This window comes from Pedobacter sp. JY14-1 (genome assembly GCF_029269825.1).
Taxonomy (GTDB): domain Bacteria; phylum Bacteroidota; class Bacteroidia; order Sphingobacteriales; family Sphingobacteriaceae; genus Pedobacter.
Genome location: NZ_JARJHU010000005.1, coordinates 91,610 through 109,928 on the forward strand (window position 1 = coordinate 91,610; position 18,319 = coordinate 109,928).

An 18,319-nucleotide genomic window follows, 5' to 3' on the forward strand; every position below is an offset into this window, starting at 1 on the left:
CAAAAGTCAATTAAAGACCTGGTGTAAATGTTATGACATCAAAATGAAAAACGGATATCGTTAAAAGTTGATAATGAACTCGGTGAGTCCTGATTGTTTGGTCTTTAGAGAGAAATCAAAGCCATGGTTGAGCAGTATCTCGCGCACAAGGGTAAGTCCTATCCCCTGTCCGTCTCTTTTGGTACTGAAGAACGGACTGAAAAGCTGTTCGCTGATCGCATCAGGAATACCCTTTCCGTTATCGGTGACGGACAGACTGTGCTGTTCTGGTTTGAGCAGAATACGGATCTCCCCCGCCTCTCCGACAGCTTCCAGTGCATTTTTGACAATATTGATCATCACCTGTTCCATTTGCTGAGAATCGGCGGAGACATGATAAGGCCTTTCCGGTAATTTTAAGAGAAGCCGCGTTTGCTGTGAATCAGCCTTGACCTGCATAAACGAAGCGACAGACCTGATCAAAGCAACCATATCGGTATTTTGCTTCCTCACCGGCGACAGTTTCACCAGGTCCGCAAAATTGCGCATGAACTGGTTCAGGTTGTGGTTTCGGTCTGCTGCAACCTGCAATGCGTTTCTGAGCGCCTCCCTGCCGGGAACATTCCAGATCTCCTTATTGCCCAGCGCCAGGCTGATGATCGAATTGACCGGCCCGACCGTATTGTTCACTTCATGGGCCATCATGCGGATCACCTTGCCATAGGCATTCTTTTCTGCCTGCACCAATTCGTTAGTCAGTTCTTCGATCATAATAAAAAACCTGGGAAATCCCCGGTCAATAAAATTCGATTTCTGAACTTTATAGGTATGGAAACCACCAATACGCATGATACGGGAGGTTCCCGGCCTCAGTCCGGTCACATCGGCAACAAAGCCTGCCGTTTCAGTGCCCAGTATTTCCCTTGCCTTAGGGTTGACCTGACGGAGTTGCTGGTCGTAATCAAGTATGACAATACCCGTAGGCGATGTCTGTATCAGCTTCTCCAGGAAAAAATGCTGAGCCTCTTGTTTGGTCCTTTCCTCACGAAGCGCATCCATCATCTGATTATAAACTTCAATGAGTGCATCAGTTTCTTGTTTTCCGGTTGGCAGGAACCGGGTATTGAAATCACGGTCCCTTATCGCATTGATCCCTTTGCGCAGCTGATTGATCGGTTCGATCAGCTGTCGGTAGAGACTTAAAGATACCAGTACAGAAACGATCACAAAGACTTCCGTAAGGATAAAGTAAACTACGTTCTTCTCCAGGATGAAATAACTCAGTACCAGGAGCACTATGTGGATGACTGTAACAAACAAGACATATTTCGTCCTGAGCCTCATTCCGGTTCATTATCGTTAAAGGGAATCCTGTATTTTTCCAGCCGGCGGTAAAGCGCGTTTCTGGTGATGCCCAGAGAAGCCGCAGCTTTACTGATCTTATGGTTATGATACGCCATCGCCTGTTTGACCATTCCGATCTCCATTTCCTCCAGCGTGATGCTACCTACTCCGGGAAGCTGGTTTGAAGACTTTTTAGAAGCTGGTATTTCCAGATGGACCTTGAAGTCATCGGGAATCAGTTCATTATTGCTACTGAGCAGTACGGTACGCTCGACCAGGTTTTTAAGCTGCCGGATATTGCCCGGGAGTTCAAGCTGCTGCAGCCACTTCATCGCTGCGGATGAAACGGACAAACCTGGTCGCGCATAGATCTCACGGAGGTTGCTCACAAAGAAATCAACCAGGATAGGTATGTCGCTCTTGCGTTCCCGTAATGGTGGCAATTGAATGGTGATCAGGTTAATGCGGTACAGCAAATCCTCCCGAAAGGTGCCTTTGCCAACCATCTCGAACAAGTTTTTGTTGGTAGCACAGACCACCCTGACATCTATCGTACGGCTCTTGCTGCTGCCCAGCACCTCATAGGTACGGTCCTGAAGCACACGCAGCAGCTTAACCTGGCTACCCGGCTCCAGTTCACCGATCTCGTCAAGAAAGATCGTACCCTTACCCGCCATTTCAAAACGGCCAGGCCGGTCAAAGCGTGCATCGGTAAAAGCCCCCCGTACATGACCGAACATTTCGCTTTCAAACAGAGCGGAAGAAACGCCTCCGAGATTCACCTTTACAAAGGGTCTGCCCGCTCTGTGGCTGTTTTCATGTATAGCTTCAGCGATCAGTTCCTTCCCGGTGCCGCTTTCACCCAGGATCAGCACTGATGCGTCCGTAGCGGCAATCCTGCCGATCGTTTCCAGGATGTTCAGCATGGCAGGGTCTTCGGTAATGATCTGTCTGAACCTGTATTTGCTGTCAAGTTCAGCCCTGGTACCTGTATCATGCTTTGTATCCTGCAGTTTAAGCAGTGTATTGACCGACTGCAGCAGATGTTCATTGGTCCAGGGCTTATTGATGAAATCGTTCGCACCCAGCTTCATGCCCTGTACGGCCAGCGAGATACTGGCCCACCCGGTGATCAGGATCACCGGCACTGACGGGCTCAGTTCACGAATATCCCTGAGCAGCCGCATGCCTTCTTCACCGGAAGTGTCCATAGAGAAATTCAGGTCGAGGAGGATGAGCCTCGGCACCTGCTGTTTTACGATTTCCAGGGCATCCCCGGCAGTATCCGCCGTAAGTACCCTATGCCCGGCATCTTCCAGCAACAGGGATAAAGAGGTCCTTACGGCGATATCGTCATCTGCAATCAGTATCATATCCAAATATAAGGCAGATTATTCTTCATGCAAGGCGATTGCCGGATGAATGGCTGCCGCCTGACGTCCCGGATAAAATGCACAGAAGATAACCAGCAGGTAAATAAAAAGTATCGAAAGCAGCAACGCGATCAGATAAACCCCTGCGGGAACGTTAAACACACTAAGAAGCGGGAACTGTATGGCAAAAAAAGTACCGACGACCAGTGACAATGAGGCCAGCAGCAGCGACTCACTGACCAGCTGTCCGGATATTGAACCTGAAGAGGCCCCGATTGCCATCCGCAGGCCGATCTCCGCACGGCGCTGGCTGATGTTGTACCAAAGCACACCAAACAGGCCAAGCGCCACATTGAAGATCAGAAATCCGGCCACCGTCATAAAAATGATCACCGGAATTATGGTTTCACCGTTTTTTGAATCCCGCATTTCATCCATATGCCTGATTTCCAGATCGGTGTTTTGCATCATACTTGACAGCAACTTACTCATTTTACTTTCGAATGCCGCATCCGCATCTGGCCCTACTTTAATCAGCAGATTGCCGAGCCAGCTGAACGAAGCGGTATCAATCTTTCTGTAAAATGCGGGGCCTGTCGGACGATAATCCCCGTCCGCTTTCACATCCTCCACTACGCCTATGATCTTCCAACGCTCCTTTTCATCGTCCGCCTGCACCGTTTTACCGGCCGCAGCATCATCACCGAACATTGCTCTTTTAAGCGAGGTATTGATTACCATTGGCTTAACTGCATTCAATCTGTCCTGGTCCGAATTGAACCATCTGCCTTCTACTAATTTCATCCCAAGAACCTTCTGATAATCATCTTCTACCATATAGGTATTGATGGGGTTCAGGTTGTTACCTTTATACGAAAAGCCAGTGGTTGATACGCTTCCCGAATATGGGAAGTTCGCACTTGAATAAGTGACCTCTCTTACCTGCGGCATTGCCTTCAATGCCCGCCTGATATTTTCATAAAATAGACTGAGCGAATCCCTGTTCTCGGTTTTCAGCGGATTCCGGTAACTGACCGACCAGACTCGCTCATATTCAATGCCCGACGGCTTACTGTAATTGAGATAGTAATTGACCAGCATCGACATCACCGCAAAAATGACCGCGAACGAAACCAGTATTTCCGAAAGAAACAGCACATTTTGTTTCCTTTTATTCCAGATGAGTTTAAATAAATGCTTAAGCATAATGACGTTTTTAATAGTATTACTTGGCCTTTAAGGCATATACAACATTCATCCTCGACATACGCCAGGCTGGATACACTCCTGACAGAAATCCAAAGACCAGGCAAAGCAGCAAACCGAAGACCAGCACCTTCAGGTTCAGAGCAAGATTCAGGTCCGGAAGAATATCTGCTTGGTTAAACATGTAGATAGCAATCGAAGATAGTACAAGACCGATCAGGCCACCCAAAAGGGTAAGTATGATGTTTTCGATCAGGAACTGGTAAACCAGCGTACGCGAAGAAGCACCAAATGCCTTGCGAACACCGATCTCTGAAGAGCGTTCCATGATCCGGGTGATGTTGATATTGACCAGGTTAATGGTTGGAAGCAACAAAAACAGAAACACCAGCAGAGCAGCGAAAGTAAACATCCGCACAATACCTGTCTCCTCATTATTGCCAAAGATATTCCTGGCCAGTCCCTCGACTATCGATTCCGCATGGATGTACAGCTTATCATACTCTGTTTGTGGCTTAAAGACCTTTTTCAGCAATTGCGCATATTCCGCCCGCATGGCAGGAACATCAGCTTCCGACCTGGCCAGCAACACGGCACCATATTTTCCGATAAACCTGTCCTGCACCGAAAGATCTCGAACTCCTGTCGTACCTGCCATACCGTTAAAGTTTTTGGAGACACTGTAAGGGAGATAGATTTCACCGTAGAAATTCCGGTTACTTCTGGGGATACCCTTCACAACACCTGATACCCGGTAATTTACATTATCCAGTTCGATATACTTCCCGGTCACTCCTTCGGCCCTCCCAAAATATTTCGTGGCTGTGCGGTCGGTAATCACAGCGACTCTTGCGGCCTGCTGAACCTGCTGCTCATTGTAAGGCTTACCTTCCAGAAAATCGAACTCGGCAATTTCCCAGAAAGGGGCATTGGTGTATTTATATTCAATCACCAGCTTTTTATTGTTCACATAAGCATTGGCCGATGACGAAAAAGTGAATATCCCCACCTTTTCAGGCGTTTTCATTTTCGCCACGTAGTCATTCAGAAACCGGAAAGATACCGAACTGCCATTATACCAACCTTCCTTCGTATTCAGCAGGGATGCCTTGGAAATATACAGGGAACGGTCACGTCTGTAATCGGGATAGGCTGGACTAAGTACCTTATCAATAAGCGCAGTGGTCACCATCAGGATAGTAAGCGTAAAGCTGATGCCGAACAGGCTGATGAAGGTAAAGAACTTCCGGCGTTTCAGCACAGCCAGGGCTATTTTAAAGTAATTCTTTAACATATCTGTATTATTAAAGCTTTCTACTGAACCTGTGAACCATCAAACAAACGCACCAGCCGGTGTGTCTTGCCGGCCATATGTTCATCGTGCGTGACCATCACAATGGTGGTGCCCTCCTTTTCATTCAGGCTCATCAGGATATCCATGATCTCATTCCCCATGGCACTGTCGAGATTACCCGTAGGTTCATCGGCAAGGATGATCTGCGGCCTGCCCACGATCGCCCTGGCAATGGCCACACGCTGGCGCTGGCCACCGCTGAGCTGGCTTGGGAAATGCTTCATCCGGTTGCTCAACCCCACCTTAGCCAGTGCCTCTTCAGAAAGACGCCTGCGCTCAGTAGAGGAAGCATTGCGGTAGAGTAACGGAAGTTCCACATTGTCCAGCACCTGCAGGTCGTTGATCAGATGATAGCTCTGGAAAATAAAACCCAGCTTCTCGTTGCGGAAATGGGCCAGCTGCCTGTCTTTAAACCGGCTGGTATCCTGTCCGTCAATACTGACGCTACCTGAAGAAGGTTCATCGAGAAGTCCCATGATGTTAAGCAGGGTGCTTTTACCGCAACCCGAAGGACCCATGATAGAAAGGAATTCCCCTTTAGCAACGTTGAGGTTAATGCCGTTAACGGCCAGGGTCTCTACAGTGTCTGTGCGATACACCTTCTCAATATTTTGTAATTGTATCATAATGTATATTTAGTGATTTTCTTCATATTTTATCTTTTCGTTTCTTTCAAAATCGTAGAGTGAAAGGTAACGCAACTGGTAATAAGCGCCCCAGAAATCGCGCAGCGCAGCGATATAATCTCTTTTGGCCCGGTCGTTTTCCTGGAAGGCAATACTGAGTTCAGTAATGCTCAGGTTACCCAGTACATAGCGTTCCCTGGCAATGTTGTATTTTTCAGAGGCGATGCTGTCGGCCCTGGCCGAGAGCCCGGTCTGTTCCTTCATCATATTGAACAAGGTCACCTGGGTCACAATCTGCTGGGTAAAGATCTGCTTGTCCTGCTCTACCTCATATCTGGTCAATTGCTCGTTAGCCTGGGCTGTCTTGATCCTGGATTTAGAACGGCCCCAGTCCAGTACAGGTATCGAAAGCTGGAGTGCAACAGACTGCTGGCTCTTCGGTGCATGGTAAACATCCGGGATGCGGCTGCCTGCATTGGAAAACCCCAGGTTGGCATTCAAAGTGGCCACCAGGCCGTTTGCTCCTTTAGCCTTCGCCACATCCCTGCTGGCTTCCGCCATCCTGCGCTGAAAGGCAACAGCATCGGACCGGTTTTCAAAGGCCTCAGACAAGACCCGTTCCGCTGGCACCGTAAAATCGCCAGCCAGCCCGGGCATTTGCAACTTTATCCTTTGGCTGCCGTCAATGCCTGCATAGCTTTTCAGGTTCAGCGTTGCAATTTCCACGTCACGCATGGCCGTGCCCACGGCCTTCCGGGCATTCAGATTTTCCAGCTGCAACTGAAGGATCTCGTTCCTGGCGATCTTGCCCAGGTCGAATTTGGTTTTGGCGATGCCGAGTATATTGGTCGTATTGGTGTAATTGTTCTCGGCGATCTGGAGGTTCACCTGGGCCAGCAGCAGGTCGAAGAAATAACCGGTAACGGTAATCGCGATCTTTTCCTGCGCCTCAATATAAGCCTGCCGGCTCTCGTTGTATTTGAGCGGTTCAATCCTGCGGTCCCATTTTAACGAATTGAACTGAAGAAGGGGCTGGCTGTAACCGATCCCGTAAGGCGTACCGTTATACAATACAGAATGCCGGTCAAAATCACTGAAACGCTGTAATTCCGTGGTGCCGTAAATCGTACCGCCCGTAGCGGCTATACCCTGCTTGAAATCAAGCCGCAGCGAAGAATTATCATTCCTGACCGGCTGGAAAAGCACAGTGCCGTTGGGCTGCAATACCTGGGCATAAGTCTTGTTGTAACCCGGCAGGGTACCGCTCAATGCCAGCTGGGGCTGGTAATTCGATTTAAAGGTACGCCACTCCCAGTATTTGGTTTCCCTGACCGTATAGGCCTGCTTTGCCGCTATGGAGTTTTCTTTAGCCTGCGTTACGACTTCCCTGAGGTTTAACTGAAGCGTATCTGCCTGTCTGGCCTGAAGAATGGCATATGGCCAGACTAACAAGACGACAAACACTAAAGTACTGAATTTTGGCGCTTTCATAATCAGTCTTTAATATTTACCGCCTCAGCATACTCATATTTCTCCATATTGGAGACCACTACCCGCTCTCCTGGCTGTATCCCGCTGATGACCTCCACATAGTCAAAATTGCTAAGCCCGATTTCCACTTCCCTTCGGACAGCCTTGTTGCCCTTCAGCACAAAAACAAACTGCTGCTTCGCCCCTTTAAAAGCAGGGCCATTGGCAACACGCAATACCTTGCGCTTCCTTTCCGTTATCAGGTAAACATCCACCTTCATATTCGGACGCAGGAGCTTATTGTCCTTCTGCTCTAATTGGATGTCGAAAGATGCGATGGAATTATTGACTGCCGGCGAAATATTACTGACGGTCCCCCTCAGTTGCAGATCATTGAGCCGGATAATTGCGGGCATCTGGTTGTTCAGCAGCTCTACCTGGTTATCGGCAATGCTGCCGGAAATCTTATAACTGCTCAGATCGGCAATACGGGCCAGCGTCTCGCCCTCTTTCACACTCGCGCCGATATTGCGGTTCACCCATGTAATCACTCCGCTGCGCACCGGAACAATATCGGCCTGCGCCAGTTTGCGCTGAAGCGCAGTATAATCACTTTTCTGTACAGCCAGGGCAAGCTCCGCTTCCCTGATCTCGATCTTCATGGTCTGCTGCTTGCTCCTGATCTCATTTTCGAGCTGCTGCTTTTCCAGGCCTGCTACTTTGAGGTTCAGCTCAGCCTGCTCGATGTCCTCCCTCGTACCACCCCCGGCCCTGTAGAGTCGCTCCGCGCTCGCTACCGCATCTTTGTAATTGCCGATCCGCAGTTCCTTGATGCTGTTGTTAGACTTGATGTCGTAAAAGCTTTTTTCCAGGTCCAGCTTTAGTTTCCGGATCTCGTTCTCCCTGGATTCTATTTGGAAACCGAGTTTATCCAGTTCATTCTGCGCTGCTGATTTATCCAGCGTAATGATCGACTGCCCGGGCTTTACCGTCGTACCGGCATTGCGTTTCACTTCTCTGAGCATGGCGCTGATCGGACTGGCCAGCAGTTCTTCAAATTCTGGCAATACCTCACCTGCTGCATTAATGGTGTTTTCTATATCCCCGGTTTCAGCTACCGCCACGATTAATGCCGACTTACTCACCGATGGTGCGATCATGCCCCGCATCAGGAATGCTGACAGCAGGAGTACCACCGCAATAACGGTAATGAGTGCAATACGTTTTCTTTTCTTCCGGGAAATGACACGGTCTTCTAGCGGTCTGTCCATGTTTGTAGGATTATGTGTGGTATATTGGTCTTGGCAAGGGTAATTACAAGCGCAGTGCCACTCAAAATACACTGAAAATCAACACATTAAATAAAAACACCAAATACAGGAATGTCCGAAACCAAACTTTCTGTTCGATTCCGGGCATTTTCAGGCAGTCACTTGTTCCGGTAATGCAGTCCGGCAGAACAATAGATGGGCAGATTTGTTGTCATCACAAAAAAGCCATGCCGGAAGGTCCATCCATTGTTCTGCTGAAAGAAGCCACACAACACCTTAAACACAAAACCATACTGGAAGCCAGTGGTTATGGCAAACTGGATATGGATAAACTGTCGGGAAGGAAAATCACGGACATCAGGAGCTGGGGAAAGCATTTTCTGATCTGCTGCAGCGATTTTACCCTGAAGATCCATTTCGGCCTCTTTGGCAGCTACACCATCAATGAGAAAAAAAGGATCAACCCCAAGCTTGCACTGCATTTCAGTAATGAAGACCTTAATTTCTATGTCTGCACCGCAAAACTGATTGAGCAGCCACTTGATGAAATCTATGACTGGGAATCGGATGTGATGAGCGAACACTGGAAACCTGACAAAGCGTTAAAAAAAATAGAAGCAAAACCCACCGCGATGATCTGTGACCTTTTGCTGGACCAGAACATCTTCGCAGGGGTGGGTAATATCATTAAAAATGAAGTGCTTTACCGCTGCAAAGTCCATCCCGAAAGTATCATTTCTTACATTCCGAAAGCCAGGCTTAAAAGTATTATCAGTGAAGCCAGAAAATACAGCTTTGACTTCCTGAAATGGAAACGGAACAAAGAACTTTCCAGACACTTTGAAGTTTACGAACAGAAGACGGGCAAGACAAACGGGGGAACAGTGACCAGGAAAGATACCGGCAAGACCAGACGCCACAGCTATTTCATCGAAAAGATTCAGAAACGCTATTCCTGAGTTTAGCCCAGTTGTTTACCTTTGTCCCTGTACGGGACCACAGACTTTACTCCCGTGCCAGCGGCACGATGATAGCAACAGGACAATACAATGATCTCCGGATCGTGAGGAAAACAGACGTAGGATATATCCTTACAGACGGTGAAGATGAGGCTGTGCTGGACACGGCAGGCTTACCATCGGATGTAAACACAGGAGATAACATTCATGTATTTGTTTATATAGATAAGAACGGAACATTAAAAGCGACGACTCAGCACCCCAAAGCCTGCGTAGGAGATTTCGCCTTTTTAACTGTTGTAGCCGATAATGAGACCGGTGCGTTTCTTGATATCGGACTTGAAAAAGATATTTTTGTACCGGCCAGGGAGCAAAAACGCCCTATGTTCAAAGGAGACAGCCATGTTGTATATGTTTATCTGGACGAAAAGACCGGCCGGATGACCGCATCTTCCAAACTGCTGAATTTCGTTGAAGAGGACGATATCGATCTGGAAGAGGGCGATGAAGTCAGCCTGCTGATTGCCGACCGTTCCGACATGGGCTATAACGCCATCATAGACAACCGGTATATCGGATTGCTTTACAACAACGAATTATTTGATTCGCTGAACCCCGGCGAACAGAGAAAGGGATGGATCAAAAGGATCCGGGTAGGCGGAAAGATAGACCTGAGCCTGCAGCCGATGGGCTATGGACACATCCTCGACAATAAGGAGTTCATCTATCAAGCGCTTAAAAATTCTGGCGGCACAATCGCACTCGGAGATAAAAGTAAGCCCGAAGACATTTATGAGCGGTTCAAGCTCAGCAAGAGCGCATTCAAGAAAGTCATCGGCAGCCTGTATAAAGAACGGCTCATCACAGTGGGTGACCATGAGATCAGGATCAATCCTTAAGGTCATCCCAGCCCATAATCCCGTATACCCTCCTGAACGCTTCCTGCACCCCTGCCTCCAGCCTCAGCACCTCACCCGTTACCGGGTGTGTAAACCCGAGACCTGAAGCATGGAGCAGCATAGTATCCATTTCCCAACGCTCCTTAAACAAACGGTTCTGTTTATTGCAGCCATGCGGCCGGTCGCCGATGATCGGATGAAAGATATGAGCGAAGTGTCTCCTGAGCTGGTGCATGCGGCCGGTAGCCGGTGTCGCTTCCACGAGAGAATACCTGGAAGTTACATACTTTCCAAGCGGAACATTCAGTTCTGCCCTTCTCAAGGTGACATAGCTGGTAAAGGCCTCCTGCAAAGTGCCGTTTTCCTTCGCCAGCGCATAATCAATCTCACCCTGGTCAGGCGTGTGCCCCCGCAATACAGCCAGGTATCTTTTCTTGACTTCCCCGTTCATGAACTGCTGCTGCATGGCCGTCTCGGTGCCTTTATCAAATGCAAACAGCAATAACCCACCTGTCTTCCTGTCCAGCCGGTGCACCGGGCTGACATGCCTGCCAACCTGATCACGGAGCATCTGTAATGCAAACTCCTTTGCATCACCGGCAATGGAAGATCGGTGGACCAGGAGTCCGTGCGGTTTATTGATGGCGACCAGGTGATCATCCTGGTAAATAATTTCAAGCATGTTCCGCTTAAATGATTTAACGTTATACTGACCGCGAAGATACTCCGAAAACTGTACTTTTGCTGTCTTTTAATATTTAAAAACGGCCCTTATTTAATGAAAACTAAGTTGAACATTCCTCCTTTTCTCGCCGTACTGCTGGCTATCCTCAGCGTTCAGGCCGGTGCGGCCATTGCAAAGGGATTGTTTCCTGCATTGGGTCCGGCAGCGACAGCTTCCATCAGAATCGGTCTTTCAGCACTCATCCTGCTCGCAGTCAACCGGCCTTCGGTTACCAAATTCAGTTCAGAACAGTGTAAGGCTGTAATCCCGTACGGACTCGTGCTTGGTGCGATGAACGGTGTATTCTACCTGGCACTCGCAAGGGTGCCGCTTGGCCTGGCCGTAACACTGGAATTTATCGGGCCTCTTTTGCTGGCAGTCAGCGGGTCGAGGCGTGTGGTTGAGTTCCTCTGGATCCTGCTCGCAGGAGCAGGTATCGCCCTTATCGCTCCATGGCATGAACAAAATATAGATGTTTTCGGAGCAGCCATGGCGCTGCTTGCAGGAGCTTTCTGGGCAGCTTATATCGTATTGGGAAAAAGAGTATCGAAAGTACTTGACGGTGGCAATGCCGTAACTGTAGGTATGCTTTTCGCTACACTGACCGTGCTGCCCTTCGGAATTGCAGGCGGTGGTTTTATAAATTTCAGCTCAGGCATGATCATCCCGGGTATCGCACTTGCATTATTGTGCAGTGCCATTCCTTTCACACTGGAAATCGACGCACTTAAGCACATACCAGCCAGAACTTTCAGCATCCTGATGAGCCTTGAACCTGCGGTGGCAGCCATATGCGGCATGATCTTTCTGCATGAACACCTCCGACTCAACGAATGGACTGCGGTCCTGCTCGTTGTAACCGCAAGTGCAGGTGCTACGCTGACCAAAAGTAAGACAGATTAGCGCTAACTGGCCATCGAAACCTCTTGCCCCGCGGTATCTTCCCCGGATACAATCATGACGATCAGTGATCTCCGCCTTTCATCCCGGAAATTAAGCACCAGGTTTTTATCCGTATTATTCATGATCATGCTCGTGAGTCTTGGAAATAACTTTGAAAGTGCCTCTATCTGCTGGATGTCAGTGCGATTTACCATTAAAAACTGTGAGTCGTTTAGCTTGCTGGTTTCCATAGTCTGTCAATCTGGTGTTTACTCGATTTAACGTTAGACGCAGGCTGGACCGGTTTTGCTACAGCAGTTCAGAAAAAAAAATATACTGTCGGCCGGAAACTAAAGCAGAAATGCGTCAATGGCCTTGTAGGTCATTGGATGATAATTGGGTCTTGCTGCCTTATAAATGTCCCTTGCCTTCTTCAGGCCTGCCGGAGTGTTCATCATCGCTTTGTATAAAGGTATAATGTGCCACATCCTGCCGTTTCCGATCAGGTAATCCCGGATATTCGGATCAGCCTGCGAATAACCTTTCCGGATGGCAAGCAGGTACCAGGCCAGCTGGATATCTGTATTGTGAGAACGTGTAAAACCGAACACCGTGTCCAGACCGGCCATTTGAGTACTGGTCAGCGTCCCGGGCAGCTGACTGATAAAGAAGCGTTTTTCATTGCTGCTTTTCACTTCTTCTTTCAATGCAGCCGGGTCCCTCAGCCTGTTCGCCGCATATTCAGCAGCCATGCGCTGGATGACGGCAAATTTCCCCTTTCCGTCATTCCACAAACCGTCGGGATAAACGATGTTCCCCGGAATACCCGTACCATACACCCATTCACGCACATTGATCTTTCCGGCCAGATCCGTATCTCCGCTGATAAGGTTCGTATTAAGATAACTGACAAAATCCTCAGTGGATACCGATTGGAACGCATGGCTGTCAAAATAATCCCTCAGAAAGCGGTCAAACCGGTCACGTCCCGTAAAATGCTCAATGGTCTTCAGAAAAAAGTAGCCTTTTTCATAGGCAATATCATTGGTACCATCGTCAGCACTGCGTCCGGTATAATCCGCCTTGAGCCGGGTGTCCTTATGACCTGGTCCCATCTCCTTTACGGCAGCCAGCAATGCCTGCTTACCGAACTCCTCCTGCATTTCAGCCTCCTCCCGTCCATACAGCAACTCGTCGATACGGCGTTCAAAGTAATTGGTAAAACCCTCGTTCAGCCAGAAATCATTCCAGGTGGCGTTGGTAACGAGGTTTCCGCTCCAGCTATGGGCAAGTTCGTGACAAATGATGCTGACCAATGAACGGTCGCCCGCAATAATGGTAGGAGTAATAAAACTGAGATTGGGATTTTCCATTCCGCCAAAAGGGAAACTTGGCGGAAGGATCAGCAGATCATACCTGCCCCAGCGGTATGGACCGTACAGGCCCTCTGCAGCGTGAACCATTTTGCCCAGGTCGGCAAATTCATGGGCAGCCTTACCCAGCAACTGAGGCTCCGCATAAATACCCGTACGCTGGTCAACCGGTCTGAAGGTGATATCACCCACTGCAAGGGCCAGAAGGTATGCAGGTATTGCGTGTTTCTGTCTGAACTGATAAATACCCTGCGGGTTCTTCGCCTTTGGGTTTTCCGCACTCATCAGCGCGAGCAGTTGTGAAGGTACCGTAACCTGGGCATCGTAGGTAAACCTGATTCCGGGACTGTCCTGACAGGGTATCCAGCTCCGTGCCGCGATACTTTCAGATTGTGTAAACAGATAAGGGTTCTTTTTTCCCGAAGTCTGCTGAGGTTCGAGCCATTGTAAGGCTGCTGCATCCTTTCCCGTTGTATAGTAAATATTTACCTGGTCGGTTTCTGGTCTGATATTAACTTTCAGGGCGCGTCCCAGGAACTTTACAGAATCGCCAAGCTCAAAAGTGGTTTCTTTTTCCTCCCGGCCAAGCGTAATGCGTGCAATATAGAGTCCGCTATTGTCGAAAACGATCTGATTTCCCCCCGATATATTCCTGATTTTCCAGGAAGCACGTCCAGAGATTTCCTTCCGTTTAAAATCAACATTAATGGCCAATGTAAGGTGCTTGGCAACGGCCTCTTCCGGTCGTGCAAAAGAATGGGGATCACGTACCGGCGCACTGATGATCGTTTTAACCGGTTCCTTTTTGCCATTACAGGAAAACATCAGCAATATCACTGATAAGAATAAAAAGCTTTTCATTATTTATACTATACCTAAACTTGCAAATTAACAAAACTGTATTTAATCATCATTTACCTGAAGGTGATCACCCTGACGCCTTCTTTTGTCCGCAACGGAAAAAGAATATGTTCCGGACTTGCACTGAAGTATCCCGGCAGCGCGACAGTACCCTCACCGGCCTCCTTAGTGAAATCACTTGCTGGACTTTGGGTTCCGTCATTATCTATCATGGTCAGTGTCAGCTGCTGCCCGTTCAGCGACCTGCCTTTCTCAGCGCCGCCCAAGCCAGGGACAGTGTTATAAACCAGGCAGAGCTGTTGTTGCAGGATACCAGCTGCCACCCCGGCAAGCAGCTTGTCTTCAGGTGCCGCCCTGGCAATGAAACGGTCGAATTTAGCGCTGCCGGTATAGCTGAAACCAGTCACCGCGATACCCGATGCAGACATCCCTGTCAGAAAATAGGTATTGTCATTGAACAACAGCTGATGTGCATTAAGCCCGGCAACTGGCCGTGCGAAAGTATTTACAGTCACATCCGGGGAAACCGAAGCATCATAGTACCAGCTGCCGGAACGAAGGCCTTCAGGTGCCGGCTGGCGTTCTTCCGTAACATAACCGGCGATGATCAGGTGCCCGGATGCATTGATCTTCGCCTGGTAAGACTGACAATAGCCGGTCTTTACCAATGGAGTCAGCGGAACCTCTGAACATAATCCGGATTGCACTGAAGCCTTCAAAACAACAGGATAGTTATGCCTGTCTTCCGGTCCCCTGGCGATCAGATAAAGTTCTCCCGAATCCGACGGAAGGAACTGACTAAGCTGAAGTGGTCCCTGCCCCTTACCTGCAGAAAATTCACCTTTATGCGTAATGGTCAGGTTTTCATTCATAAAAAAGTACCGGAACATCCGGGCTTTTCCCTCCTCATAAGGCAGCTGTGCAATGAGTGCGATATGTTTTCTGTCAGGAGAAGAGGCAATGTGCCATATCCCCGGATCGTCCGGAGATTTAAAGTCAAAATAGCCGACCAGCATCCCCTCGGAGGTCAGTCCTCCCTTATTGTCTACGGCCTGCATAGCCATAACGTTACGGCCGGTAACCATATTGTGGCTCTGGACAAAGGCGGTAAGGTTCCTTCCCGCAAGGGCCAGTCCGGCAAGCGTGAAATGATTGTCTCCTACCTGGGTAGCTACCCTCAGGTCGCTGGTCAGCGCGATCTCCTCTTCGGCTGTAAGTATCAATCCGAAAATCTGCTCCGTATTCTCCATCCGCCTGAAGAGCAGGAAATCGTTCCACTCATTGAAATAGGAAACAAAACCCTTTTCAGGATCTGGCCGGAAAGGCCGTTCATCGCTGAGATAGGTTTTGATCTGGGCGCCTGCGTTAAACGCAACCGACATCCATAGGATAAAAAGTATTTTCTTCATTTAAAGTAAATCATTGGCAAGATTGGCCAGCGCACTCCTTTCACCCTTATCCAGCGTGATATGAGCATAGAGCGGATGGTCTTTTGCATTCTGGATCAGGTAAGACAGGCCGTTGCTTTCTGCGTCCAGATAAGGTGTATCGATCTGATAGATATCCCCTGTAAAGATGATCTTGGTGTCTTCCCCTGCGCGAGAGATGATGGTCTTGATCTCATGTGGCGTCAGGTTCTGGGCCTCGTCCACAATAAAAAAGATCTTGGTCAGTGTTCTTCCCCTGATGTAGGCCAATGGAGCGATCACGATCTTTTCAGTGCTCACAAACTCATCGATCCGGGCCTGCATCTTCGGGTCCTCGGCATATTGCTCTTTAATGAACCTGAGGTTGTCCCATATCGGTGCCATATAAGGATCGATCTTCGATTTGACATCACCCGGCAGAAAACCGATATCCTTGTTGCTCAATGCAACGATCGGCCGCGTTACGTAAATCTGCCGGTAATCCTTCCGCTGTTCCAGTGCGCTTGCCAGCGCCAGCAATGTCTTTCCCGTCCCGGCTTTTCCCTGTATCGTAACTAGTTTTACATCCGGATTTAACAAGGCATGAACTGCAAATTCCTGTTCATGATTTCGCGGTGCAATACCAAAAACCTCCTGTCTGCGCACCCGTTGCAGGCTTAAGGACTGCGCATAGTACCAGGCGGTAATACTTTTTCTGCCAGACTTCAGGACACAAAACTGATTGGAACCGGGATGAGAGATGGCCAGGTTCACAGCAGGAACACTCCCTTCTGTCTTAAGCTGGTCCAGCAGTTGAGCAGGTAACCCGGAGACCGTGCTTTTCCCGGTATAAAGCTCATCCAGATTCTTTACCTTCCCAGTCTCATAATCCTCCGCATGGAGGCTTAGCGATTTGGCCTTCAGTCTCAGGCAGATATCCTTGGACACCAGAACTACCTTCTTTTCTGGAAATTCTTCTTTAAGACTCAGTGCGGCGTTAAGGATACGGTGATCAAATTTTCCTGCACCGAAGATCGCTTCAGCATCTGCCTCAAACGGATGCCTGTCCAGGATGACCTTAAAATTACCACGTCTGGCGACAGTGCCGCCAATGCCATTTAAGGAAACCCATTCATTGAGCAAATGGTCACCCGACATCTTGTCCATAAGCCTGATGAAGCTTCTTGCCTCAGCATTCCTGGTCTCATTACCGTTCTTCATATTATCGAGCTCCTCCAGTACCTGTATCGGTACTGCCACATCGTGTTCCTGGAAATTGCGGAATGCATTGTGGTCATAAAGGATCACCGAGGTATCCAGGACAAATATCTTTTGTTGCTGACGGGCCGGTTGTCTGACGTGCTTAGCCATTATACACGTGGGTGTTTTTAGTTAATTCTCAGAACATCAGGTAGACCTTGAAGCCGAGGTTGTTGATAACCCCATCGGTTTCCAGGTTAAAGCTGGTCTGCCTGCTTTTATAAATACTTCCCGGTGTAGCCCCGTCGGTCTGGTCTACCTGTTTATAACCCGCATTGAGCGATAGCAGGTTGGCCTCAAGTGCCCAGCGCCTGCTGATAAACCAGGCAAGACCACCATGAGCACCTATGCTGTAATTCTCATTGCGCACTTCGTTCAGGTTGTTCGGATCGTCATAGGTCAGTTTAGCCAGGGAATAACCAAGGTTTCCGCCCGCATAGGCATAGAGCTTACCGACAAGCGGGTAATAACGCTGATAATGCAGATTTGCACCATATCCATTAGTCGTGTTGTTGAGCGTCGTGCTGGTACTCGTACTTTCATTACGGCTGTAAATCAGATCCAACCCTAATTTCTGGTTGTCCCTGAAAAAATAACCATAGCCAATTGAATACAATTGATTTTTTACCTGCTGGGTAACCGCACCGGTAGGCGTCTGTGAATCATTCTTCGCATTGTTGAACGCAACACCCAGTCCAACCGCACTGGTTCCCTGTGTCTGGCCAAACGTATAGCTGGCGGCAAGTACCGAAATTAAAGTGAGTAATGTTTTTTTCATTGATGTGTTTATCGGTCTATAAAGACGTCAATGTAGCAGATTTTTAGCGAAAACAAAAACGGAGCCCCTCTTCTTGCGATTTGGCAGCTCCGTTTTTTCTCCTGCACACCACCGTAGCGGTTTACAGTGCAGTCAATAGCGTCTGTATCTTTATGATCACCTCTGGTTCGTCCCGTAGGACCTTCCTGAAGCTTTTGATCATGCCTTTTTTGATCCGGCTGTGCCGGTCTTTTGAAAAACCTGAACCCTTTGCCCTTAAGCTGGTGTTCTTCCGGTTATTTCAGGCTTTCAAAGTACTTGCTGATTGACAATACTAATATACGGACATCTTGCCTTCTTGCAAGGAAAATCGTAAATAACTTATAAACAAGTTATTAACCTTGAAATTCACTTTACCAACAAGTTATGAACATTTTTCGCCCGTCTGTAGCGTATAGCCTGTATCTCCCGTTTTATTTACAGAGCGTTAATTTAGATGGTGGGGCCGGGTCGTAGACGACCTGGTTCCATTTTTAAGCAGGTAATCTCAAAACATTAAAAAATGACTTCAAAAA

At 48.5% G+C, this 18,319-nt stretch carries 16 protein-coding genes; 3 read left to right on the forward strand and 13 right to left on the reverse strand.

Annotated features, from left to right (window positions below; translation table 11 throughout):
• Positions 1 to 60 precede the first annotated feature (60 nt).
• Genes P2W84_RS10850 through P2W84_RS10880 form a run of 7 tightly spaced genes read right to left on the reverse strand, consistent with a single transcriptional unit; the run spans position 61 to position 8,623 of the window.
• Entirely contained in the window at positions 61 to 1,323 is a 1,263-nt protein-coding gene (locus tag P2W84_RS10850; RefSeq protein ID WP_276090158.1) for an ATP-binding protein, read from the reverse strand.
• Positions 1,320 to 2,696 (reverse strand): sigma-54 dependent transcriptional regulator, encoded by a 1,377-nt coding sequence (locus P2W84_RS10855; RefSeq protein ID WP_276090159.1) that lies wholly within the window; start codon positions 2,694 to 2,696, stop codon positions 1,320 to 1,322. Before P2W84_RS10855 ends, P2W84_RS10850 begins: the two co-directional genes overlap by 4 nt.
• Positions 2,697 to 2,714: 18 nt before the next feature.
• A complete protein-coding gene (locus P2W84_RS10860; RefSeq protein ID WP_276090160.1) occupies positions 2,715 to 3,902 on the reverse strand; it encodes an ABC transporter permease in 1,188 nt (395 codons plus the stop codon).
• A 19-nt stretch (positions 3,903 to 3,921) separates the two neighbouring features.
• Positions 3,922 to 5,196 (reverse strand): ABC transporter permease, encoded by a 1,275-nt coding sequence (locus P2W84_RS10865; RefSeq protein ID WP_276090161.1) that lies wholly within the window; start codon positions 5,194 to 5,196, stop codon positions 3,922 to 3,924.
• Positions 5,197 to 5,216: 20 nt separating this feature from the next.
• Entirely contained in the window at positions 5,217 to 5,882 is a 666-nt protein-coding gene (locus tag P2W84_RS10870) for an ABC transporter ATP-binding protein (protein WP_276090162.1), read from the reverse strand.
• A gap of 9 nt (positions 5,883 to 5,891) precedes the next feature.
• Complete coding sequence (locus P2W84_RS10875) at positions 5,892 to 7,373, reverse strand: TolC family protein (RefSeq protein ID WP_276090163.1); 1,482 nt, start codon at positions 7,371 to 7,373, stop codon at positions 5,892 to 5,894.
• Positions 7,374 to 7,375: 2 nt separating this feature from the next.
• Positions 7,376 to 8,623 carry an HlyD family efflux transporter periplasmic adaptor subunit gene (locus P2W84_RS10880; RefSeq protein WP_276090164.1) on the reverse strand — a complete coding sequence of 416 codons (1,248 nt, stop codon included), beginning with the start codon at positions 8,621 to 8,623 and terminating at the stop codon, positions 7,376 to 7,378.
• A 227-nt stretch (positions 8,624 to 8,850) separates the two neighbouring features.
• Here P2W84_RS10880 and P2W84_RS10885 point away from each other — a divergent pair, with 227 nt between their 5' ends.
• Together P2W84_RS10885 and P2W84_RS10890 are read left to right on the forward strand one after the other, a co-directional pair.
• Positions 8,851 to 9,582: a DNA-formamidopyrimidine glycosylase family protein gene (locus P2W84_RS10885; protein ID WP_276090165.1), complete on the forward strand. Its 732-nt coding sequence runs from the start codon at positions 8,851 to 8,853 to the stop codon at positions 9,580 to 9,582.
• A 68-nt stretch (positions 9,583 to 9,650) separates the two neighbouring features.
• On the forward strand, positions 9,651 to 10,481 hold the full coding sequence (locus P2W84_RS10890) for a S1-like domain-containing RNA-binding protein (RefSeq protein ID WP_276090166.1): 831 nt from the start codon (positions 9,651 to 9,653) through the stop codon (positions 10,479 to 10,481).
• Here P2W84_RS10890 and P2W84_RS10895 read toward each other — a convergent pair.
• Positions 10,471 to 11,163, reverse strand: a complete 693-nt coding sequence (locus P2W84_RS10895; RefSeq protein ID WP_276090167.1) for a pseudouridine synthase — start codon at positions 11,161 to 11,163, stop codon at positions 10,471 to 10,473. The genes P2W84_RS10890 and P2W84_RS10895 overlap by 11 nt on opposite strands.
• A 96-nt stretch (positions 11,164 to 11,259) precedes the next feature.
• Between P2W84_RS10895 and P2W84_RS10900 the strand changes: the two genes are divergently transcribed.
• Positions 11,260 to 12,108, forward strand: coding sequence for a DMT family transporter (locus P2W84_RS10900; RefSeq protein WP_276090168.1), 849 nt, complete (start codon positions 11,260 to 11,262; stop codon positions 12,106 to 12,108).
• Positions 12,109 to 12,110: 2 nt separating this feature from the next.
• Here the strand turns inward: P2W84_RS10900 and P2W84_RS10905 are convergent, their stop codons facing one another.
• The 5 genes from P2W84_RS10905 to P2W84_RS10925 form a co-directional block, all read right to left on the reverse strand.
• On the reverse strand, positions 12,111 to 12,302 hold the full coding sequence (locus tag P2W84_RS10905) for a hypothetical protein (protein ID WP_276090169.1): 192 nt from the start codon (positions 12,300 to 12,302) through the stop codon (positions 12,111 to 12,113).
• A gap of 135 nt (positions 12,303 to 12,437) precedes the next feature.
• Positions 12,438 to 14,321: a M1 family metallopeptidase gene (locus tag P2W84_RS10910; RefSeq protein ID WP_276090170.1), complete on the reverse strand. Its 1,884-nt coding sequence runs from the start codon at positions 14,319 to 14,321 to the stop codon at positions 12,438 to 12,440.
• Positions 14,322 to 14,374: 53 nt separating this feature from the next.
• On the reverse strand, positions 14,375 to 15,730 hold the full coding sequence (locus P2W84_RS10915; protein WP_276090171.1) for a hypothetical protein: 1,356 nt from the start codon (positions 15,728 to 15,730) through the stop codon (positions 14,375 to 14,377).
• Entirely contained in the window at positions 15,731 to 17,098 is a 1,368-nt protein-coding gene (locus tag P2W84_RS10920) for a PhoH family protein (RefSeq protein ID WP_276090172.1), read from the reverse strand.
• Positions 17,099 to 17,126: 28 nt separating this feature from the next.
• Positions 17,127 to 17,765 carry an outer membrane beta-barrel protein gene (locus P2W84_RS10925; protein WP_276090173.1) on the reverse strand — a complete coding sequence of 213 codons (639 nt, stop codon included), beginning with the start codon at positions 17,763 to 17,765 and terminating at the stop codon, positions 17,127 to 17,129.
• Positions 17,766 to 18,319 lie beyond the last annotated feature (554 nt).